We start from the raw sequence: 20288 nt of genomic DNA, 5'->3' as shown, positions 1-20288 counted from the left end.
TGGCTTGTGTTTTGCCGTCGCGCGACATGCAATGAGATGACACGCACGTCGCCACGGCGTGCTCTCATTTTCCGGAACTCCGTCATGCCGATCATCAACCGCGCCGCCGAGCTCGCCGAAGACGCCAAGGTCTGGCGCCGCGACTTCCACCAGCATCCCGAACTGCTCTACGAGGTGCATCGGACGGCCGCGCGCGTTGCCGAGCTGTTGAGGTCGTTCGGCGTCGATGAGGTCGTCGCCGGTATCGGCAGGACCGGCGTGGTCGGCGTCATCCGCGGGCGCGAGCCGTCGCAGCGTGTCATCGGCCTGCGCGCCGACATGGATGCGCTGCCGCTGCAGGAGGTCGGCGACCTCCCGCACAAGTCCACCATTCCGGGCCGGATGCACGCCTGCGGCCATGACGGCCACACCGCGATGCTGCTGGGCGCGGCGCGCTATCTCGCCGAGACGCGCAACTTCGCCGGCACCGCCATCGTCATCTTTCAGCCGGCCGAGGAGGGCGGGGCCGGTGGCCGTGCGATGGTCGAGGACGGCCTGATGGAGCGCTTCGGCATCGAGGAGGTCTATGGCCTGCACAACGCGCCGGGTCTTCCGCTCGGGACCGTCGCGACGCGCACCGGCGCGGTGATGGCCGCCGCCGACACCTTCGAGGTGCGCCTGAAAGGCCTCGGCGGCCATGCCGCGCGGCCGAACAAATGCGTCGATCCGATCATCGCCGGTGCGCAGATCGTGACCGCGCTGCAGACGATCGTGGCGCGCAACGTCGATCCGGTCGAGAGCGCGGTGCTGTCGATCACGCGCTTCCACGCGGGGACGACTGCCGACAACATCATTCCGCAGACCGCGATCATCGGCGGCACCGTGCGCACGCTCGACGAGGACATCCGCCGTTTGATGGACGAGCGCTTCAAGGGCCTCGTGACGGCGCTCGCGAGCGGCATGGGCGTCGAGGCGGAGATCGATTACGAATGGGGGTATCCGGTCGTCATCAACCATGCGGAGCAGACCGCGTTCGCCGCCGACGTGGCGCGCAGCGTCGTCGGGCCGGATCAGGTCATCACCGACATGCCGCCCCGGCTCGGCGGCGAGGACTTCGCCTACATGCTGCAGGCGCGGCCCGGCGCGTTCGTCTTCATGGGCATCGGCGATGGCGCCGGCGTGCATCACCCCGAATATGATTTCAACGATGACGTGATCCCGCACGGCATCAGCTATTGGGCCAAGCTCGTCGAGACCGCGATGCCGGCCGGCTAGACTTCTTAGTTGATAGTTTGGGAAGTGTTCTGGCTGCGTTCGGACGTGAATTACGGCGCAATGGTGGCTTTGAAGCGGCGATCGTTCGCCGTCTCGCCTACGTTCGGTTCACGCACCGAAATTCGGTCATCAGCCACGAAAAGGCTGTTCAATAGGCTTTGGCGCGCTGGAGTGCGGCGACTTGGTCACACCATGTCATGCTTAGTTCCAATGATTGTTTCTGAATGTTGAGTTTCGTTTCCATGCGTGTCACCGGTAGCCCGGTAGGCCAAGTTGGCCTCGCCGATGCGGGTTGTCAGTGTGAGCGTTTCGGGGCGTTTGGAGTATCGCGCGGACATCGATTGTCTGCGCGCGTTCGCCGTCATTTCGGTGATCGGATTTCACTATGAGCTGCCGGGATTCGGCGGCGGCTTCGTCGGCGTCGACGTCTTCTTCGTCATCTCTGGCTACGTGATCTCCCGGTTGATCTGGGCGGGACTTGCCTCCGACTCGTTCTCGTTCCTGGCGTTCTACGAGCGCAGGGCAAGGCGCCTGCTGCCGGCGCTTTACCTGATGATCGGCGTGACGGGGATCGTCGGCTATTTCCTGGTGCCGCCGGGCGACTACCGAACCTTCTTCGGAAGCGCGATATCGACGCTGCTGTTTTCGTCGAACGTGTTCTTCTGGATGGAGACCGGTTACTTCGATCTCCCGACGATGGGCAAGGTTCTGATTCATACCTGGTCACTGTCCGTCGAAGAGCAATTCTACTTCTTGTTTCCGGTCATCACGTGGGTCTGGAGCAAGCTCTTTCGCGATCCGGCGTCGAAGTCCTCGCTCTCTCTCGTCATATCCGGCACGCTGGCGCTGTGTATTCTCGACGAGCTCCTGATCAAGAATTCGGCCTCCGCCGCGTTCTACCTTGCTCCTCTGCGCGCCTGGGAATTCCTGATCGGAAGCGTCGCCTTTTTTCTCCATCGCTGGTCGCCGGTCAGGTTCGTGGCGCGCTGCGTCTTTGGGGTGGTCGGCCTGGCGCTCGTCGTGATTCCGGTGGTCATGTTCCGGTCCGAGACCCGCTTTCCGGGGCTGCATGCCCTCATCCCTTGTCTCGGCGCGGCTCTCTCCATCATCGCCTTCAATCGGGAGGAGGGCCGGCCCCGGCTTCCGTTCGAGGATGCGGGGGCGCTTGTGGGGCGGCTGTCGTACTCGCTCTATCTCTGGCATTGGCCGGTGTTTGTTCTCGGGAGGGCGGCACTCCCGCTCGACGTCGCAAGTTCGAATGTCGGGACGGTGGCGTTGCTGGCGTCGGTCGTGCTGCTTGCGTACGTGTCCCATGTTGCGGTGGAGCGGCCCATCCGGGCGCGCATGACCTGGAACGGCCTGCGGGTCTCAGGATTGACTGCCGCCACGGCCGTCGTCCTGCTTGCGGTCGGGGTGCACGGCGTCATGCACGAGGGCTATGCAGGACGTTTCCCGCCGTCGCAGGAGCGGATGCTGCGCTACAATGCCCAGACTGTGACCCCGTTCTACCGGACGCACAGCTGCTTTCTGGGGCCCGAAGAACCGTTGTCGAGCTACGATTTCGGCGCGTGTCTCACGCCCGTGGCAGACAAGCGCAACATTCTGCTCGCCGGAGACAGCATCGCTGCCCATTATTCCTGGGGGCTGCGTGACTACCTTCCAGCGGACAACTATCAACTGATGCAGCTCACCACGGCTGCGTGCGCTCCCTTTGTCGAGTTGCAGCAGGGGTTTTCGCGAAACTGCAATGACGCCAATCGTCTGCTGCGCGAGCAGATCAAGGCGCGGACTCCCGCGGCGGTGATCATTTCGGGCAATTGGCGCTGGTACGTGGAAGCCTATGGCCGATCGGGCGCGCCGCGCTTCGACACCTATCTTGGTGCGTTGCTGAAGGAGGCGGAAGACGCGGGCGTTCCGGTTCTGTTGCTCGGGCCGTCGCTGGAATTCCCGGCGCCGCTGGCTGAGACCCTGTTCAAATACGAACGGACGCATCTGCCGGTGGGCAACGCGCTCACGCCCGTGGAGGCATCGTTCAAGGCCGACGACGTTCTCCGGGACATCGCGCGCGCTCATCCTGGCGTTCAGTACGTTTCGGTGCTCGATGCCATCTGCAGCGTGAGGAATTGTCCAACGAAGATTGATCCGGAAACGCCGATCATCTGGGACATCATTCACCTCACGCCGGAAGGCTCCAAGTTCGTGGTGTCGAAATTGAAGCCGCAACTGGATGCCTTCCTGGGCAGGCTGGGTCGCCCGTCGGAAGCCAGGCTTAAGGAGTTCGTAGCGGGCGACTCGACGGGTCATCAGGACGCTCCGTCTCGCATGCGATAGCGGAGCAGGGGCCGTATGACCGATCGCTCCCGGCCGACGTCTCAGATCGCGGCGGCGGCGTCCTCGGTGCGGTGGTCGCTCTTGAAATAATCGATCATGACCTTGGCGATCGCCATCAGCGGCAGCGCCAGGGTCAGACCCCACACGCCGAACACGATGCCGAGCAGGATCTGGAACGCGAACAGCGTGGCCGGCGGGATGTCCAGCGCCTGGCGCTGGATCAGCGGCGTCAGCACATAGCTCTCCATCGCGTGCACGCCGAGGAACAGCACGAAGGCGCTGACCGCAGCGACCCAGCCGGAGGCAAGGCTCGCCAGCACCACGATGACGCCGGCGATGATCGCGCCGACGGTTGGAATGAACGCCAGCAGGCCGGCCTGGATGCCCAGGATGAACGAGCTCTGCACGCCGATGATGGCAAGGCCGATCCAGGTGACCAGGAAGACCGCGAACATCGTCGTGATCTGGGCGATCAGCCAGCGCTCCAGCGTGTAGCTGATGCGGTCGACGATCACGGTGGCCTGGTCGCGGTACTTCGCCGGCGCCAGGAACAGCAATCCGCTGCGGTAGACCGCCGGCTGGGCCGCGAAGGCCAATCCTAAGAACAACACGATGAAGAAGTTGCCGACGGCGCTGACGGTGCCGAGCAGCAGCTTGAAGGTCTGGCTGACGATGGCGCCGCCGGAGGAGGCCAGCGCGCTTGGCGAGGGCAGGCCGCCCGGCAGGCCATGGGACGGCGTCTGGGTCGGTGTGGTCGAGCCGCCATCAGGCGCGGCAGTGGCCGTGTTCGCAGCGTTGAAGTCGAAGAAGCTGGTGTCGATGCCGTTGCGGTCGAGGAAGCCCTTGATGTTGCCGAGCTGCGACTTGATCGTATCGCTCAGCACCTTGGCCTGCTCCGCGATGGTGGTGCCGCCCAGGAAGACGATGCCGACGAGCACGGCCGCGAGCGCCACGCAGACGATGACGAGCCGCGCCGGGTGCGGCCAGGGCAGCACGCGGCCGAGCAGGCTGGTCATCGCGTTGAGCGCGACACCGAGCAGCATGCCGGAGAACAGCAGGAACAGCGCCGCAGCGTAATACCAGCTGAAGGCGAGCGCGGCCATGAACAGGATCACCCCGATGCCGCCCACGGCGATGGCCCAGGCCAGGTCGCTGCGGGCCTGGAGGCGCGGGTCGGCGGGGGCGGTCATGGGGCGTCCTCTGTGCTGATCGGCCCCACACATTGGCGAAAACGGCTGGCGGATCAAGCGCAGGCTTGGGATGGGGTTGCGGCGGGGCGCTTGCGGGGTTGTCCGGAATTGGCATTGGCGACCCGCGCCGCCATATGTTGATCCGGCTTTGCGACACAGGCATGATTTGTCGAGGCATGGTCTGTGCCTCCGGGCTCATTGGAGATCGAGCCTGGGCTCCCAGGGAGAGAAACGAGGGCCATGAAGCGTCCGGTCGTCGGCGTGATCGGCAACAGCCATCGCGTCGAGAACAGGTTCACCGTGCAGATGGTGGGCGAACGCAACCTGAGCGCCGTGGCCGAGGTCGCAGGCGCGCTGCCGCTGATGTTTGCCGGCGTTCCCGAGATCACCGACATCGCCGCGCTGCTCGATGTCGTCGATGGCGTGGTCCTGACCGGCGCCCGTGCCAACGTGCACCCGACCCGCTTCAACACCGAGCCCAGTCTCAAGCACGAGCCCTACGACATCCATCGCGACGAGGTCGCGCTGCAGTTGACGGAGGCTTGCGTCTCCCGAGGCATCCCGCTGTTCGGCATCTGCCGCGGCCTCCAGGAGATGAACGTCGCCTTCGGCGGCTCGCTGCATCCGGAGATCCGCGAGATTCCCGGCCGCATGAACCATCGCATGCCCCGGCTGGAGAATGGCGAGATCCATCCCGATCCGACCGTCATCTTCGCCGACCGCCACGAGGTGCGGCTGACCCCGGGCGGCGCCTTCGCCGGCATCCTCGGCTGCGAGAGCATCAAGGTGAATTCGCTGCACGGCCAGGGCATCCTCGAGCCGGGCGACCGCGTCGTCATCGAGGGCATCGCCGAGGACGGCACCATCGAGGCGATCCGTATCGCCGACGCGCCGAGCTTCGCATTGGGCGTGCAATGGCACGCCGAATACGATCCGCAGAAGAACCCGATCAACCGCAAGCTGTTCGAGGCGTTCGGGGATGCCGTGAGGAAGCGGCGGCAGTCGTCGTGACGTCGGCCTGAACCCGAGATGCGGCGAAACAGACCTAACGATGCCGGCCGCGTTGTTTCGCAGTCTCACAAGGGTTCATTGATGCGCCATGTCTTGACCACCGTCCTTGCGCTGGCTGTTGCCAGTCCTGCTTCTGCTCAGACCGCGCCGCCGACCGAAGGGCCGATCACCTGCGCGCTGCCCGCGGCCGCGACCGACACGGCGAAGAGCCTGAAGCAGCGCTATGGCAGTGAAGCCGTGATCGAGGATCTGCCGGGGGCGGAGGGGGAGACCTACAAGGGCCTCGTGCTGTTTCCCCGCGCGATGGACCGCCGCATCGAAGTCGCCTTCATCGAAGACAAGACCGCCACGGTGTCCGGACTGACCCTTCGCGACACCGCCAAGACCAGCCGCTGGACCGTGGCCGGCATTTCGATCGGCGCGAGCCTCGCTGCGGTCCAGAAGGCCAACGGCAAGCCTTTCGTCGTCGCGGGCTTCGGCTGGGACTATGGCGGCTATGTCACCGACTTCAAGAACGGCGCCCTCGGGCGCATGCTGCCGGGCGGCTGCTCGGTGACGGTGCGGTTCGGCACCGAGAAGGATACGCCACGTGCGCTCTCGGGGGACGGCGTGAAGGTGTCGTCCGACAATCCGGCGCTGCTGAAGCTCGCGCCCGTGGTGACCGAGATCGGAGTCAATTTCGCTGCGAAGTAATCGGAGTCATCCCTCGGCGCCGGCTGAGACCGGTGATCGTCACCACCATTGATCGATCACGATGAGTGTCTGCCTCCGCTCGGCGGAAACCCGTACAGCCGCTGGGCGTTATCGGCGAGGACGCGGTTGCGGGCGGCGGCATCGGGCACCCAGTCGGCCAAGAGGTCGAGCAGCTCGCCGACGTTCATCATGTGGCCGCGGTGCGCGACGTGCGGCCAGTCGGAGCCCCAGACGCAGCGGTCGGGGGCGGCCGCGTGGAGGCGGCGGACGAAGGGGACCGTGTCGGCATAGGGCGGTCCGGCGACCGTGTTGCGGTAGGCGCCGGACAGCTTGACCCAGGCGCCGTCGCGCACCAGCGAGACCAGCGTCTGGAAGCCGGGATCGGCGAGGCCCCGTGACACCGGGAAGTGGCCCCAGTGGTCGATGACGATCGGGACCGCGAGCCCCTCCAGCCGCGGCGCCAGGGCCGGCAGGTCGGCGGCGTCGATCAGGAACTGCAGGTGCCAGCCGAGCTCGCGGGCGAGCGCGGCGTAGTCGTGCAGCTGATCGAAGCCGATGCCGCCGCCGTAGAGAACGTTGAGGCGCAAACCGACCACGCCGGCCTGCTGCAACGCCGCCAGCTCGCGGTCCGGCAGGCCGAGCGGGATCACCGCGATGCCGCGCAGCCGCTCGCGGTTGGCGCCCAGCGTCTCGATCATCAGGCTGTTGTCGGTGCCGTGGACGCTGACCTGGACCAGCACGCCATAGGTCATGCCGGTGGCATCGAGCATCGCCAGATAGGATGCCGCGGTGGCCTCCGGCGGCGTGTAGCTGCGCGCGGCCACGAAGGGATGGCGCGGCGGCAGCCCGATGACATGGGCGTGGGTGTCGACCGCGCCTGGCGGCACGATGAAGCGGGAGGCCCTGCGCGGATGCGGATCGGGCCCCGCGCAGGCGGGAGCCCGATCGGCGTCGGGTGCGATCTCACGCATCGGCGTGCAGCACCTTGCCGCGCGTCTCCGGCAGCGCATAGGCGGCGACGAAGAACAGCGCATAGGCGAACAGAGCGAACAGGCAGATCGCGGTGGCGAGCGAGGTCATCTGCGAGAGATAGCCGACCAGGAACGGAAACAGCGCGCCGATGCCGCGGCCGAAATTGTAGCAGAAGCCCTGGCCGGAGCCGCGCAAGCGCGTCGGATAGAGCTCGGTGAGGAACGCGCCCATGCCGGAGAAATAGCCCGAGGCGAAGAAGCCGAGCGGAAAGCCGAGCAGCCACAGCAGCTCGTTCGACAGCGGCAGCTGGGTGTAGGCGGCGACCACGACCATGGCGCCGAGCGAGAACACCAGGAACAGGTTGCGCCGGCCGAAACGATCCGCATACCAGGCGCCGACCAGATAGCCGATGAACGAGCCGATGATGAGCGCGGCGAGATAGCCGGTCGAGCTGACGATCGAGAGCTTGCGCTCGGTGGTGAGGAAGCGCGGCACCCAGAAGGTGATCGCGTAGTAGCCGCCCTGGCAGCCGGTCGCCACCAGCGAGGCGAGAATGGTGGTCTTCAGGATTGGTCCCTGGAAGATCTCCAGGATCGAGGGGCGGTCGCCGGCGGCGGCGACCTTGGCGCGGGCGGCGGCGGCGACCTCCGGCTCCTTTACAAAGGCGCGCAGATACAGCACCAGCAGCGCCGGCAAGGCCCCGATCGCGAACATCCACCGCCACGCCTGATCGGCCGGCAGCAGCGAGAACAAGGCGGCTTGCGCCAGCACCGCGAGGCCCCAGCCGACGGCCCAGCCGGACTGCACGCTGCCGACGGCGCGGCCGCGATACTGGGCGCGAATGGTCTCGCCCATCAGCACCGCGCCGGCCGCCCATTCACCGCCGAAGCCGAGTCCGAGCAGGGCTCGCAGCACCAGCAATTGCTCGAAGTTCTGCGCGAACGCGCACAGCAGCGAGAACAGCGAGAACCAGATGATGGTGAACTGCAGCGTCCGGACGCGGCCGATGCGGTCGGCGAGATAGCCCGCCGCCCAGCCGCCGAAGGCCGAGGCGAGCAGCGTCACCGTGCCGGCGAGGCCCGCGGTGCCGGCGTCAACCTTCCACAGCGCGATGATCGTGCCGATCACCAGCGGGTAGATCATGAAGTCCATGCCGTCGAGCGCCCAGCCCGTGGCGCAGGCCCAGAAGGTGCGCCGTTCGGCCGTGGTCATGCCATTGTAGAAGCCGGTGAGGCTCGTATCCTCGATCGGCACCACCGTGTCTGCAGCTGTCGACATCCTCGCCTCCCATGCGCCGCTCTTGTTGAACGGTCGATCCGCGGCAGAGTTCGCCGAAAAGATCCGGCGGTGTCTGTCAGAAAATCGTCAGGATCGGCGCTGCTGCGTGCAGCCTTGTCAGGAAATCACCGGCCGCCGCGCTGCATGCGGCGATAGCGGGCCGGACTCTCGCCGGTCACCGCCCGGAACGCGGCGCCGAAATGCGATTGCGAGGAGAAGCCGAGCGACAATGCGATCTCGACGATCGGCAGATCGGAGGTCGAAAGCAGCCGGCGCGCGGCCAGCACGCGCTGCTCGACGACGAACCGATGCGGCGTCGTTCCGGTCGCCTGCTTGAAGCTGCGGAGGAAGGAGGACGGGCTCATCCCCGCCACCTCCGCCATCGCGGCCAGCGTGACCGGCGCACCGGGATCGGCGCGAACGAACTCGGTGACGCGCGCCCGCATCCGGTCGTCCAAGGGCGGCGTCTGCTCCAGTCCGGGTGGGCGCTGCACTGCGTAGCGGTCCGAGACGTGCAGCGCGAGCGTGTAGGCGAACTGTTCGGCGAGCAGCCGGCTTGGCCTTTCGCCGCCGCCGCAGCTCTCGACCAACCGCGTCGCCGCCGCTTCGAGCATCGGATCTTCGGTGTCCCAGGCCTGGTTCGTCAGGGTGACCGGCGCTGCGGAGCCGCGCGACGCCGCGACCTCCTTCAGCAGGGCATCGCCGAGATACAGCAGCAACAGCTGGCCCGAACGGACCTCAGGCACGGCATCGACCACCACGCTGCAGCCGGGCTGGCCGATCCGGAAACGCCCCGCGCTGACCGGCGCATCGCGCCGGACCGTGCCATCCTCGATCAGGACGTGACGCCGGACGTCGTACAGCGTGATCGCCACCGTCGGGACCGGCAGCTCGCCATACTCGTAGAGGTGCGGCCCGGTGACCTCGCTGACAGCAGCAGCAAACCCGGCCGTCGACCACAGGTCGATCAGCGCCGATTGCCGTCGTCCCGTGACGCGCTCGGCATGGCGAAGGGGATTGAGCTGCATGGGGGCAAGGTGCGTCTGGCTGAATGGCTGCCATAAATTTTAGCATTGTCTTGCCGGGCTGGCGACTTCCGGCTGGCAGGGCGCGGCGTTCTCCAACCTCGCGGGTCGCAGCCGCCTTCATGGCCGCGTTGGTCGTCGGCAAATATTATCCGGGTGATATTTACGGGGCATATTTTATCCGGGTATATATCTTCTGGAACCCCGGAGGATCTGAAGCGATGACCAGCACATTCCACCTCGTTTGCGGCGCGACCGGCGCCGGCAAGACCACTTACGCCCGCGACCTCGTCAGGCGCTGCAACGGGGTTCATTTTTCCATCGACGAATGGATGGTGGAGCTGTTCGCCAGCGATCAGCCCGAGCCGATGCGCTTCGACTGGATCGCTGAGCGGGTCGGGCGCTGCGAACATCAGATCGGGCGCATGGCTATCAGCTGCGCGCAAGCCGGCGTCGCGCCGGTGCTCGACCTGTCGTTTCTGCGCGCCAGCAGCCGGGCGAGCTTCGCTGCCCTGGCCCGGCAATCCGGGTTCGACGTCACGCTGCATTTCCTCGACGTTCCGGCCGACGAACGATGGCGGCGCGTCAGCTCCCGCAACGAGACGCGGGACGAAACGTTCTCGCTCACCGTCACACGGCCGATGTTCGACTTCATCGAAAGCATCTGGGAGCCGCCGACATCTGCGGAGATGAGCGCTCATCAGGGCGCGTACGCCTTCCCGCGACAAAGCGCGCCTGGTTGACGATCGGGCCTCATGGTTCGAGACGGCGCGCGAATGGCCGTTACTCGCCCTCATGCGCCGATGGGCGCGCGCCTCCTCACCATGAGGGTCGGGCACCGAAGGTGGCGCTGCACATGGACAATGAACACGCCGACCGGCGTGTCCATGGAGAGTAGAGGCTGTGAGGTTCGCAGAGACGCAGACGTTCCGGGTGAAATCTCCACCCTCATCCTGAGGAGCTTGGCGAAGCCAAGCGTCTCGAAGGACGAGGCCCCGCCGGTCTCGGAACGAGGAGGCCTGAGACGAGGCAAAACAAAAAGGCGCCCCGCGAGGGGGCGCCTTCGTGATCCGCCGATCGTGTCGGGCGATCAGCCCGAGTAGTACATGTCGAACTCGACCGGGTGCGGGGTCATTTCGAAGCGCTCGACCTCGGTCATCTTCAGCGCGATGTAGCTGTCGATGAAGTCGTCGTCGAACACGCCGCCGGCCTTCAGGAAGGCGCGGTCCTTGTCGAGGTTCTCGAGCGCCTCGCGGAGCGAGCCGCAGACGGTCGGGATCTGCTTCAGCTCTTCCTTCGGCAGGTCGTAGAGATCCTTGTCCATCGCCGGGCCCGGATCGAGCTTGTTCTTCACGCCGTCGAGGCCGGCCATCAGCATCGCGGCGAAGCCGAGATAGGGGTTGGCCATCGGATCGGGGAAGCGGACCTCGACGCGCTTGGCCTTCGGCGAGGAAGTGTAGGGGATGCGGCACGAGGCCGAGCGGTTGCGCGCGGAGTAGGCGAGCAGCACCGGCGCCTCATAGCCCGGGACCAGACGCTTGTAGGAGTTGGTCGACGGGTTGGTGAAGGCGTTGATCGCCTTGGCGTGCTTGATGATGCCGGCGATGTAGGACAGGCAGGTCTCCGACAGGTCGGAATACTTGTTGCCTGCGAACACCGGCTTGCCGTCCTTCCAGATCGACTGGTGGACGTGCATGCCCGAGCCGTTGTCACCATAGACCGGCTTCGGCATGAAGGTGGCGGTCTTGCCGTAGATGTGCGCGACCTGGTGGATGCAGTATTTGTAGATCTGCATCTGGTCGGCCATCAGGGTCAGCGTGTCGAACTTCATGCCGAGCTCGTGCTGGGCGGAAGCGACCTCGTGATGGTGCTTCTCGACCTTGACGCCCATGCGCGCCATCGCGCCGAGCATCTCCGAGCGCATGTCCTGCACCGAGTCCTGCGGCGGCACCGGGAAGTAGCCGGCCTTGGTGCGGATGCGGTGGCCGAGATTACCGCCCTCATACTCGGTGTCCGAGTTGATCGGCAGCTCGGAGGAGTCGAGGCGGAAGCCGGTGTTGTAGGGCGAGGAGCTGTAGCGGACGTCGTCGAACACGAAGAACTCGGCCTCCGGGCCGACGAACACGGTGTCGCCCACGCCCATCGACTTCACCATCGCCTCGGCCTTCTTGGCGATGCCGCGGGGGTCGCGATTGTACGGCTCGCCGGTGGTCGGCTCGAGCACGTCGCAGGTGATGATCATGGTGGTTTCGGCGAAGAACGGATCGATCGTCGCGGTGACCGGGTCGGGCATCAGGCACATGTCGGATTCGTTGATCGCCTTCCAGCCGGCGATCGAGGAGCCGTCGAACATGGTGCCTTCGGCAAAAATGTCTTCGTCGATCATGCTGACGTCGAAGGTGACGTGCTGCCACTTGCCCCGCGGGTCGGTGAAGCGGAGGTCGACATATTTGACGTCGTTGTCCTTGATTGCTTTCAAGACGTCCTTGGCGGTCTTCATGAATACCCCTCTTGGCTTATAACGTCACGGCCCGGCGCGGGACGGCGTCCGCGGGTCATGCTCCATTAGCCTCGCGCGGGGACCAAGACAATATCGGAAACGCCAAAACGGCCGCGTGCAAGCGCCTCGCAGAGGACGCCTGAGCTGCCGTGAGGGCTGCTGGCGCAGCAAACGTTCTGTGCAGGGCCCGGAGCGGACGGTCCGTTCCAGGCCCCGGGTCAGGCTAGATCGCGTCCAGACCGGATTCGCCGGTTCGGATGCGGATCGCTTCCTCGATGTTGGACACGAAGATCTTGCCGTCGCCGATGCGGCCGGTCTGGGCGGCGCGGCGGATCGCCTCGATCGCACGCTCGACCAGGTCGTCGCCGATCACGATCTCGATCTTCACCTTGGGCAGGAAATCGACGATGTATTCGGCGCCCCGGTACAGCTCGGCATGACCCTTCTGCCGGCCAAAACCCTTGGCTTCGGTGACGGTGATGCCCTGAAGTCCCACTTCCTGAAGCGCCTCCTTCACCTCGTCGAGCTTGAACGGCTTGATGATGGCTTCGATCTTCTTCACTGAGCGCCTCCCGGGCATTCCGCTATAAACAACAGGTGGGTCATCGTCAGGCTGCGCCCACGCGCAGGTCGTTCGATCATTTCGCTACCGGGCCCGACACTCTCCGGCGGAGGCCGGGTGATTGACTGCCCGACTTGCCCCGTGCCGAAGTGGCTCCACAAAAGCAGGGTCTATGCCAAGTCGTTAACGGGCCCAAATAGGGCCGATAATCAGGCATTTCACGAGCGCCCTGACGATTCCCTCAAGGAACGTCTAGAATACCGGAGCCTTGAGATTAGGCAAACAGATCAAACGTTGTGCAGACATCGACGATCCAGACGCGCGCTGTCCGAAATGCCCAGGGAAAAGGCGACATGCCGGGTTTCGTCGCGTCTTGCCAGACGCGCAGCGCCCTTGGAAGTTGCGGGCCGGCGCGGCAATAGGAAGCGCGGGATTCGCGCGCGCCGGCTCCTCGGGACGGGGCGCCGACGCCCGCTGAGACGCGATGGGGACGATATCACGCAGCCGGCGCTAGACGGCGGCTGGGGACGAGAGCGGCGATGGAAATCTTGACCACGAGCGAAATGGAGCGCGCCGACCGGCTGACGATCGCAGCCGGCACGCCGGGCTTTTCGCTGATGCTGAGCGCCGGCCAGGCAGTGGCCGAGGCGGCCATGGACCTGGTCGAGACCGGGCCGATCGTGGTGGTCTGCGGGCCGGGCAACAATGGCGGCGACGGCTTCGTTGCCGCGGCCGAACTCGCCGCGCAGGGCAGGGACGTCTCGGTCATCCTGATGTGCGAGCGCGACGCGTTGCACGGCGACGCGGCCTCCGCCGCCAAGGGCTGGAAGTTTCCGGTGCTGCCGTTCACGCCGCAGGCGATCGGCAGGCCGGCGCTGATCATCGACGCGCTGTTCGGCGCCGGCCTCAGCCGGCCCGTCACCGGCGAGCCTCATGACGTCATCGCAGCGATCAACGGCAATGGCGCGCCGGTGCTCGCGGTCGACCTGCCGAGCGGCATCAACGGCACCACGGGCGCGGTGATGGGCATCGCAGTCCGCGCCACCGAGACGGTGACCTTCTTCCGCAAGAAGCCGGCGCATCTGCTGCTGCCGGGCCGCCAGCATTGCGGGCGCGTCCGGCTCGCCGACATCGGCATCGCTCCCCAGGTGCTCGCGGAGATCAGGCCGCAGGCCTTCGAGAACGATCCCGAGCTGTGGCAGGGCCATTTTCCGGTGCCACGCATCGACGGCCACAAATACGCCCGCGGGCACGTGCTGGCGATGTCCGGCGACGTCACCGCCACGGGCGCGGCGCGGATGGCCGCGCGGGCCGCGTTGCGGGCCGGCGCCGGCCTCGTCACGCTGGCCTCGCCGCGGGATGCGCTGGCGGTCAATGCCGCGGCGCTGACGGCGGTGATGGTGCGCGCCGCCGACACCGCGATCGCGTTCGGCGAATTGCTCGGCGACAAGCGCTACAACACCTGCATCATCGGGCCCGGCACCGGCGTCAGCGAGCGCACGCGCGACCTCGTCTACACCGCGCTCACGGCGCAGCGTCACCTCGTGCTCGATGCCGACGCGTTGACGAGCTTCGCCGATGCGCCGGAGCGGCTGTTCGAGCAGCTCAGGGCGATGGCCGAGGCGCAGATCGTGCTGACACCGCACGAGGGCGAGTTCCCCCGGCTGTTCTCCGATCTCAGCAACAAGCATCCCGGCCGCTCCAAGCTGGAGCGCGTCCGCGCGGCAGCGGTGCGCTGCGGCGCCGTGGTGCTGTTGAAGGGCGCCGACACGACGGTGGCCGCGCCCGACGGCCGCGCCGCAATCGCCGCCAACGCACCGCCCTGGCTCGCCACCGCCGGCGCCGGCGACGTGCTCGCCGGCATCATCGCCGGCATGCTGGCGCAGGGTGTGCCGGCGTTCGAGGCCGCCTGCATCGGCGTCTGGATGCATGGCGAGGCGGGCAACGAGGCGGGGCCGGGGCTGATTGCCGAGGACCTGACGGAGACGCTGCCCGCGGTGTTCCGGCGGCTCTATGACCGGTTCGGGATCGAGTATTGAGCAGGGCGAGCCGTCGCCCGGCAGACACTGTCATGCCCGCCACCGGGTCTCGCCTTTGGCAAGCCCGATGACAGGCTCCAGCGGGCATCCAGTACGCCGCGGCCCATCGAGTCAATCACGGCCGCCTCGGCGTACGGGATCGCTCGGTCAACCCGGGCAATGACAGTTGTGGTTGCGGTGACGTCGGACCGTCTAGCTAACGCTGGTCGGCTCACGTGACCTGATACTTCGCCACCGCGCTCTCGTTCCACGCGAGCCCGAGGCCCGGGCCCTTCGCCGTCACCTTGCCGTCAATCACCTGCAGCGGCTCGGCGAGAATGGCGCCGGCGAAGTCCAGCACCTCCAGCCAGTGTGCCGTCGGCGTCACCGCCAGGACATGCGCGCTCGCCTCGGGCAGGATGTGGCTCGACATCGGGATCGAGGCGGCATCGGCCTGACCCGCGACGTTGAGCCAGCCGGTGATGCCGCCGACCTTCATCAGGTCGGGCATGATGAAGTCGGACGCGCCGGCCGCGATTGCCTCGGCAAAGCCGCGCGGAAACCACCAGTTCTCGCCGGCCTGGATCGGGATCTCCGACCGCTCGCGCACCCGGGCATGGCCGGAGAGATTCTCCTGCGGCACCGGCTCCTCGATCCAGGTCAGGTCGTAGTCCGCAAGGCGCGTGATTCTGCGCGTGGCTTCCGGGGGATCGAGCGACTGGTTGAAGTCGAGCATCAGCGCCATGTCCGGGCCGAGCAGGGCGCGCAGGCCCTTGATCATCGCTTCGTCGGTCGCGAGATCGCCATGACCGCCCTTGGTCTTGATGGCGCGGAAGCCGTGCTCGTCGCGCGCGGCGCGTAAGATGCGCTCGTCGTCCTTTGCATCGAGCACGCCATAGCTGTCATAGGCCGGAATCGGCCGCGCCGTGCCGCCGAGCAGCTCGACGACGGGCTTGCCGGCGAGCTGACCGAGCGCGTCCCAGAACGCCATGTCGAGGCCCGAGACGGCCATGCCGACGAGGCCCTGCCAGCCGAGCAGGCGGAATTTGGCGTCCATGAGTTTCATCAGGTCGAACGGGACCAGGGCCTGGCCATTGAGCTCGCGGCCGATCTCCTCGACCAGATGCAGTAGCGGTTTCAACGCGATCCTGGTGTAAGCGAACAGGTAGGAGTGGCCGGTAACCCCCTGATCGGTGGCGACGTCGATCAGCACCAGCGGTCCGGAGTCGATGATGCCGAACGCGTTGCGCAAGGGGCGCTTCATGGGCGTGATCACGGCGCGCGCCGTGACCCCGGTGATGGCAGCGATGGTCATGGGGACTGTTCCCTCAGGTTCGTTTCCTCACCGGATCTCATACCATCGCAGCAGGCGCGGCGCTGCCCAGCTGGTCGCCATGCTCTCGACCAGGAACCGGCCGGACTGCTCGGCAAGGAACGCAATGCGCTGGGTCTGGCCGGCCTCCAGTGCCAGCGTGTCGAGCCAATAGGGCTTCCAGCCGTCGTCGAGCTGGTCGAGCAGCCGGAACGGCTGGCCGTGCAAATGGACCACACGGGAGGCGGCGGTCTTGTTGGTAAGAGCCAGCACGACCACCCGGCCGGCCTTCGCCTGCAAGGCGGGTTCGGCGGTGGCGCTGAACTGGGCGGGTGGTCGCCACTCGGCGCCGTCGAGCGCGAGTTCGGCCCGAACGGCCGTCTTGAGGTCCAGTCTGTCCGGCAAACCGTTCGACGGCAAAGCCTGCGCCGGCGGCAGTGGGGCGGCACGGAGCGGCGGCTCGCTGGACGCCATCAGCCGGGCGAGGGGACGCGGATTGCTGCCGTCGTGCAGCAGCACGGCCAGCGCCGTCTTGGCGGCGGGCATGTCGATGAAGACGTCGGTCCGGCCGCCGGGCGGCAGCACCACCGCGCCGTTTCGCGCCAGGAAAGGCTCGGCCGGCTGGCCGTCGATGGCCATCACGCGGACGGCGTCGAGGTCGGCGATTTTGATCGCGATCACAGCGCGTTGACAGCCATTGATGAACCGCAGCCTGACCCGCGCATGGGTCCGCAGCGCGATCTCGGGCTGGGTCTGCCCATTGACGGTGTAGAGGAGCTCGGCGTCCGTCGCCTCGGTTCCCGGCGCAACCGCGGTGCCGTCGGCCTTGAGCCTGAAGTCCTCGATCAGGAAAACCTCGTCGCGGTCGACAGTTACCGTCGCGGCCTCATCGACGATGACAGGCAGCGGGCGGATCGCCACGACGTCGGCCAGCAGCCGCAGGTCGAGCAGGCCGGTCCCGGCCCGCGACGCCAGGGCTGGAATGGTGGCCCGGCCGCCGGGGCCGATCTCCGCCTGCGCCAGCAGCGGGGCGGGCAAAGCGAGGCCGCGGCTGGACAGCGCGGCGGGGATCGTAAGGCCATTCGAAAGGTCGAGATCCAGGGCCGTGCCGCGGGCAAGCCGGACCACCGGGGCCGGTGCTGCCAGCCGCCAGAGCGGGCTGGCCGCGCGTCCCTGGGCCAGCACGAGAGATTCGCCGCGAGCGTTCAACGAAACCGAGATTCGGCGAGCGGCCCGCGCCGGGCGGGCAAACGAGGCCGCGCCGGCTGCCGCGAGGCCGCCGAGCAGGGCGCGGCGGCTGAGCCCCTCCGACGATTCCGTCATGCGACAAAACATCGTGCAATGAGGGGGATGCGGATCATGCTGTTTTCCCTTATCTGTGCGTTCGACACGGTCGATCGGCCTGCCGGTGGTGCTTTCGACAGCCCATTTTTTTGCTGCGGACGGTTTCGTGCGTGGTATAAGCCGCGCCGCCCGCGGCACCGCGGCCGGGCTATCGATGCAGTTCACGCGGGCGTGGCGGAACTGGTAGACGCGCTGGATTTAGGTTCCAGTGACGAAAGTTGTGGGGGTTCGAGTCCCTCCGCCCGCACCAAGCGCTTCTCCGGCGTTTGCCCCTAGTTTTACCGGCGAACCCGTTCTCTCGCACAGAGAAGCGGGGCCGCCGATCCCACCGACGCAAGGCCCTTTGCCGCGCGTCGTCCACAATTGAGTCAGATGTGTCCGGATCGCAAGGGTTCGGACCGAAGCGGAAGAAGATTGACGCCATGCAGGTCACAGAAACCTTGTCGGAAGGCTTGAAGCACGAGTTCCAGATCAGCGTTCCGGCGGCGGATCTCGACGCCAAGGCGGATGCCAAGCTGGTCGATCTCAAGGACAAGGTCCGCATCAACGGCTTCCGCCCCGGCAAGGTGCCGGTCGCGCATCTGAAGAAGATCTACGGCAAGTCGGTCATGGCCGAGACCATCGACCAGACCATCCGCGACACCAACACGCAGATCTTCACCGAGCGCGGCTTCCGCCTGGCCACCGAGCCCAAGGTGACGATGCCGACCGAGGAAGCCGAGGTCGAGAAGATCCTCGCTGGCGAGTCCGACCTGACCTACACCGTGGCCGTCGAGGTCGTGCCGGCGATCGCGCTCGCCGACTTCAAGACCTTCTCGGTCGAAAAGCCGGTGGCCGACATCACCGACGCCGACGTCGACGAGGCGATCAAGCGCCTGGCCGATGCCAACCGTAGCTACGCCGCCAAGGCCGATGGCGCGAAGGCCGAGAACGGCGACCGCGTGAAGATCAACTTCAAGGGCACGATCGACGGCGTCGCCTTCGAGGGCGGCACCGGCGAGGGCATCGACGTCGTCATCGGCTCCAACACCTTCATCCCCGGTTTCGAGGACCAACTGGTCGGCATCGGCGTCGGCGAGACCCGTACGCTCAAGGTCACGTTCCCGACCAACTACCTGAACAACGAGCTCGCCGGTAAGGCCGCGGAGTTCGAGACCACGGCGACCGCGATCGAGGCGCCGGAAGACAAGGTGGTGGACGACGAGTTCGCCAAGACGCTCGGCCTGGAATCGCTCGACAAGCTGAAGCAGCTGATGCGCGATCGTCTCGCCGGCGAGTTCAGCCAGGCGACCCGCCAGCGCGTCAAGCGCGCGCTGCTCGACCGTCTCGACGAGACCCATAAGTTCGATGCGCCGCCGTCGTTGATCGACGAGGAGTTCAACCTGATGTGGAACTCGGTCAAGGCCGAGATGGATTCCAGCGGCAAGACCTTCGCCGACGAGAACACCACCGAGGACAAGGCGAAGGAGGAGTACCGCACCATCGCCGACCGCCGCGTGCGCCTCGGCCTCGTGCTCTCCGAGATCGGCGAGAAGAACAAGATCACCGTGACCGACGACGAGGTCAGCCGCGCCGTGATCGAGCGTGCGCGCTCGATGCCGGGCCGCGAGAAGGAGGTCTGGGACTTCTATCGCAGCAACCCGCAGGCGCTCGCGCAGCTGCGCGCGCCGATCTACGAGGACAAGGTCGTCGACTTCATCCTCGAGCTCGCCAATGTGACCGAGAAGAAGGTCTCCAAGGACGAGCTGTTCAAGGACGACGACAGCGACAAGGCTGCCTGAAAAGGCCGCCCATCGTAGGGTTCGCGACATAAGCGCGTGATTAAGGTTGACCGGCGAAAGCGCCGGTCAGCCCGGTTCGGGTGCTGGCCGCCGCCGCGGGAATCAGCTTGAACAGAGCAACGACCTCGCTCGCGGCTGGCCAGGGGCCCGGTCTTGTCACCGGCAAATTGGTCCATATCTGTGGGCTCGGTCTTGAAGTTCTGCATCACGGGACACCTGTCCGTCGCTGCTCGTTGAATGAGCCTCACCTGCGGCGGCCGGTCGTCTCAACTGCTGGTCCAACCCTTGGGTGATTCATGCGCGATCCCGTCGAAACCTATATGAACCTTGTGCCCATGGTGGTCGAACAGACCAACCGCGGTGAGCGCGCCTACGACATCTTCTCGCGCCTCCTGAAGGAGCGCATCATCTTCGTGACCGGTCCGGTCGAGGACGGCATGGCGACCCTGATCGTCGCGCAGCTGCTGTTCCTCGAGGCCGAGAACCCGAAGAAGGAAATCGCGATGTACATCAACTCGCCCGGTGGCGTGGTGACGTCGGGCCTCGCGATCTACGACACGATGCAATTCATCCGTCCGGCGGTGTCGACGCTGTGCACCGGCCAGGCGGCCTCGATGGGCTCGTTGCTGCTCTGTGCCGGCCACAAGGACATGCGCTTCTCGCTGCCGAACTCGCGCATCATGGTGCATCAGCCGTCCGGCGGGTTCCAGGGCCAGGCGACCGATATCATGCTGCACGCCCAGGAGATCCTGAACCTGAAGAAGCGGCTCAACGAGATCTACGTCAAGCACACCGGCCAGCCTTACAAGGCGATCGAGGACGCCCTGGAGCGCGACAAATTCCTCACGGCGGAAGCCGCCCAGGAGTTCGGCCTGATCGACAAGGTTCTCGACAAGCGGCCGGAAGATCCGGCGGCGATGGGCAAGTGAGCCCTCCGTAAACGAGGCGGGGTTCGTTTGACCCGCCTCGGAGCGCACAGCATCACCTTTGTCGGCCCGGGCCGGCAAAGGTACTGAG

16 protein-coding genes and 1 tRNA gene are annotated in these 20288 nt (G+C 66.3%); 9 read left to right on the top strand and 8 right to left on the bottom strand.

Translation table 11 applies throughout. The features are described 5' to 3' along the window. The first annotated feature begins 84 nt into the window (after positions 1-84). Both QX010_RS20315 and QX010_RS20310 read left to right on the top strand, forming a co-directional pair. Positions 85-1254, top strand: a complete 1170-nt coding sequence (locus tag QX010_RS20315) for a M20 aminoacylase family protein (protein WP_315799678.1) — start codon at positions 85-87, stop codon at positions 1252-1254. Between the two features lie 273 nt (positions 1255-1527). Continuing rightward, positions 1528-3585: an acyltransferase family protein gene (locus tag QX010_RS20310; protein WP_316181455.1), complete on the top strand. Its 2058-nt coding sequence runs from the start codon at positions 1528-1530 to the stop codon at positions 3583-3585. Positions 3586-3626: 41 nt separating this feature from the next. On the opposite strand, the gene QX010_RS20305 is transcribed toward QX010_RS20310, so the two are convergent. Beyond that, positions 3627-4775 carry an AI-2E family transporter gene (locus QX010_RS20305; protein WP_315799679.1) on the bottom strand — a complete coding sequence of 383 codons (1149 nt, stop codon included), beginning with the start codon at positions 4773-4775 and terminating at the stop codon, positions 3627-3629. Between the two features lie 240 nt (positions 4776-5015). Here QX010_RS20305 and QX010_RS20300 point away from each other — a divergent pair, with 240 nt between their 5' ends. Then, positions 5016-5786 (top strand): gamma-glutamyl-gamma-aminobutyrate hydrolase family protein, encoded by a 771-nt coding sequence (locus QX010_RS20300; RefSeq protein ID WP_315799680.1) that lies wholly within the window; start codon positions 5016-5018, stop codon positions 5784-5786. Positions 5787-5867: 81 nt separating this feature from the next. After that, entirely contained in the window at positions 5868-6479 is a 612-nt protein-coding gene (locus QX010_RS20295; protein ID WP_315799681.1) for a hypothetical protein, read from the top strand. 56 nt (positions 6480-6535) lie between these two features. Here QX010_RS20295 and QX010_RS20290 read toward each other — a convergent pair whose 3' ends face one another. From QX010_RS20290 to QX010_RS20280, 3 genes are all read right to left on the bottom strand, one after another. After that, entirely contained in the window at positions 6536-7450 is a 915-nt protein-coding gene (locus QX010_RS20290; protein ID WP_316181452.1) for an amidohydrolase family protein, read from the bottom strand. Next, the gene (locus tag QX010_RS20285; protein WP_315799683.1) at positions 7443-8729 is read right to left on the bottom strand and encodes an MFS transporter; all 1287 of its coding nucleotides are present in this window, start codon (positions 8727-8729) and stop codon (positions 7443-7445) included. Before QX010_RS20285 ends, QX010_RS20290 begins: the two co-directional genes overlap by 8 nt. A 125-nt stretch (positions 8730-8854) precedes the next feature. Next, positions 8855-9757 carry a helix-turn-helix domain-containing protein gene (locus QX010_RS20280; RefSeq protein ID WP_316181450.1) on the bottom strand — a complete coding sequence of 301 codons (903 nt, stop codon included), beginning with the start codon at positions 9755-9757 and terminating at the stop codon, positions 8855-8857. Positions 9758-9876: 119 nt separating this feature from the next. On the opposite strand from QX010_RS20280, the gene QX010_RS20275 reads away from it, so the two are divergent. Next, a complete protein-coding gene (locus tag QX010_RS20275) occupies positions 9877-10497 on the top strand; it encodes an ATP-binding protein (RefSeq protein WP_316181448.1) in 621 nt (206 codons plus the stop codon). A 347-nt stretch (positions 10498-10844) separates the two neighbouring features. Here the strand turns inward: QX010_RS20275 and glnA are convergent, their stop codons facing one another. Then, positions 10845-12254: a type I glutamate--ammonia ligase gene (glnA, locus tag QX010_RS20270; RefSeq protein ID WP_316181446.1), complete on the bottom strand. Its 1410-nt coding sequence runs from the start codon at positions 12252-12254 to the stop codon at positions 10845-10847. A 223-nt stretch (positions 12255-12477) separates the two neighbouring features. Further along, positions 12478-12816 (bottom strand): P-II family nitrogen regulator, encoded by a 339-nt coding sequence (locus QX010_RS20265; RefSeq protein WP_009027873.1) that lies wholly within the window; start codon positions 12814-12816, stop codon positions 12478-12480. Positions 12817-13355: 539 nt separating this feature from the next. On the opposite strand from QX010_RS20265, the gene QX010_RS20260 reads away from it, so the two are divergent. Further along, the gene (locus QX010_RS20260) at positions 13356-14855 is read left to right on the top strand and encodes an NAD(P)H-hydrate dehydratase (RefSeq protein WP_315799686.1); all 1500 of its coding nucleotides are present in this window, start codon (positions 13356-13358) and stop codon (positions 14853-14855) included. A gap of 211 nt (positions 14856-15066) precedes the next feature. Here QX010_RS20260 and QX010_RS20255 read toward each other — a convergent pair whose 3' ends face one another. Both QX010_RS20255 and QX010_RS20250 read right to left on the bottom strand, forming a co-directional pair. Further along, positions 15067-16149: an enolase C-terminal domain-like protein gene (locus QX010_RS20255; protein WP_315799687.1), complete on the bottom strand. Its 1083-nt coding sequence runs from the start codon at positions 16147-16149 to the stop codon at positions 15067-15069. Between the two features lie 27 nt (positions 16150-16176). Then, positions 16177-17481: a multicopper oxidase domain-containing protein gene (locus QX010_RS20250; protein ID WP_316181563.1), complete on the bottom strand. Its 1305-nt coding sequence runs from the start codon at positions 17479-17481 to the stop codon at positions 16177-16179. A gap of 174 nt (positions 17482-17655) precedes the next feature. Here QX010_RS20250 and QX010_RS20245 point away from each other — a divergent pair. The 3 genes from QX010_RS20245 to QX010_RS20235 all read left to right on the top strand — a co-directional run bounded on the left by QX010_RS20245 (position 17656) and on the right by QX010_RS20235 (position 20200). Further along, positions 17656-17740, top strand: a tRNA-Leu gene (locus tag QX010_RS20245). Between the two features lie 172 nt (positions 17741-17912). Beyond that, positions 17913-19271 (top strand): trigger factor, encoded by a 1359-nt coding sequence (gene tig / locus QX010_RS20240; RefSeq protein WP_315799688.1) that lies wholly within the window; start codon positions 17913-17915, stop codon positions 19269-19271. Positions 19272-19567: 296 nt separating this feature from the next. Then, the gene (locus QX010_RS20235) at positions 19568-20200 is read left to right on the top strand and encodes an ATP-dependent Clp protease proteolytic subunit (protein WP_172109612.1); all 633 of its coding nucleotides are present in this window, start codon (positions 19568-19570) and stop codon (positions 20198-20200) included. Positions 20201-20288 lie beyond the last annotated feature (88 nt).

The organism is Bradyrhizobium sp. SZCCHNRI1009, from assembly GCF_032487575.1.
In the GTDB taxonomy this organism is placed as follows: domain Bacteria; phylum Pseudomonadota; class Alphaproteobacteria; order Rhizobiales; family Xanthobacteraceae; genus Bradyrhizobium.
The sequence above is the reverse complement of the archived record's forward strand: the minus strand, read 5'-3'. Positions and strand labels throughout refer to the sequence as shown.

Bases quoted from the DNA above. Each gene is read 5' to 3' on its own strand.
- QX010_RS20315 (WP_315799678.1), top strand. From the start codon at position 85: ATGCCGATCATCAACCGCGCCGCCGAGCTCGCCGAAGACGCCAAGGTC.
- QX010_RS20305 (WP_315799679.1), bottom strand. From the start codon at position 4,775: ATGACCGCCCCCGCCGACCCGCGCCTCCAGGCCCGCAGCGACCTGGCC.
- QX010_RS20300 (WP_315799680.1), top strand. From the start codon at position 5,016: ATGAAGCGTCCGGTCGTCGGCGTGATCGGCAACAGCCATCGCGTCGAG.
- QX010_RS20295 (WP_315799681.1), top strand. From the start codon at position 5,868: ATGCGCCATGTCTTGACCACCGTCCTTGCGCTGGCTGTTGCCAGTCCT.
- QX010_RS20290 (WP_316181452.1), bottom strand. From the start codon at position 7,450: ATGCGTGAGATCGCACCCGACGCCGATCGGGCTCCCGCCTGCGCGGGG.
- QX010_RS20285 (WP_315799683.1), bottom strand. From the start codon at position 8,729: ATGTCGACAGCTGCAGACACGGTGGTGCCGATCGAGGATACGAGCCTC.
- QX010_RS20280 (WP_316181450.1), bottom strand. From the start codon at position 9,757: ATGCAGCTCAATCCCCTTCGCCATGCCGAGCGCGTCACGGGACGACGG.
- QX010_RS20275 (WP_316181448.1), top strand. From the start codon at position 9,877: ATGGCCGCGTTGGTCGTCGGCAAATATTATCCGGGTGATATTTACGGG.
- glnA (WP_316181446.1), bottom strand. From the start codon at position 12,254: ATGAAGACCGCCAAGGACGTCTTGAAAGCAATCAAGGACAACGACGTC.
- QX010_RS20260 (WP_315799686.1), top strand. From the start codon at position 13,356: ATGGAAATCTTGACCACGAGCGAAATGGAGCGCGCCGACCGGCTGACG.
- QX010_RS20255 (WP_315799687.1), bottom strand. From the start codon at position 16,149: ATGACCATCGCTGCCATCACCGGGGTCACGGCGCGCGCCGTGATCACG.
- QX010_RS20250 (WP_316181563.1), bottom strand. From the start codon at position 17,481: ATGTTTTGTCGCATGACGGAATCGTCGGAGGGGCTCAGCCGCCGCGCC.
- tig (WP_315799688.1), top strand. From the start codon at position 17,913: ATGCAGGTCACAGAAACCTTGTCGGAAGGCTTGAAGCACGAGTTCCAG.
- QX010_RS20235 (WP_172109612.1), top strand. From the start codon at position 19,568: ATGCGCGATCCCGTCGAAACCTATATGAACCTTGTGCCCATGGTGGTC.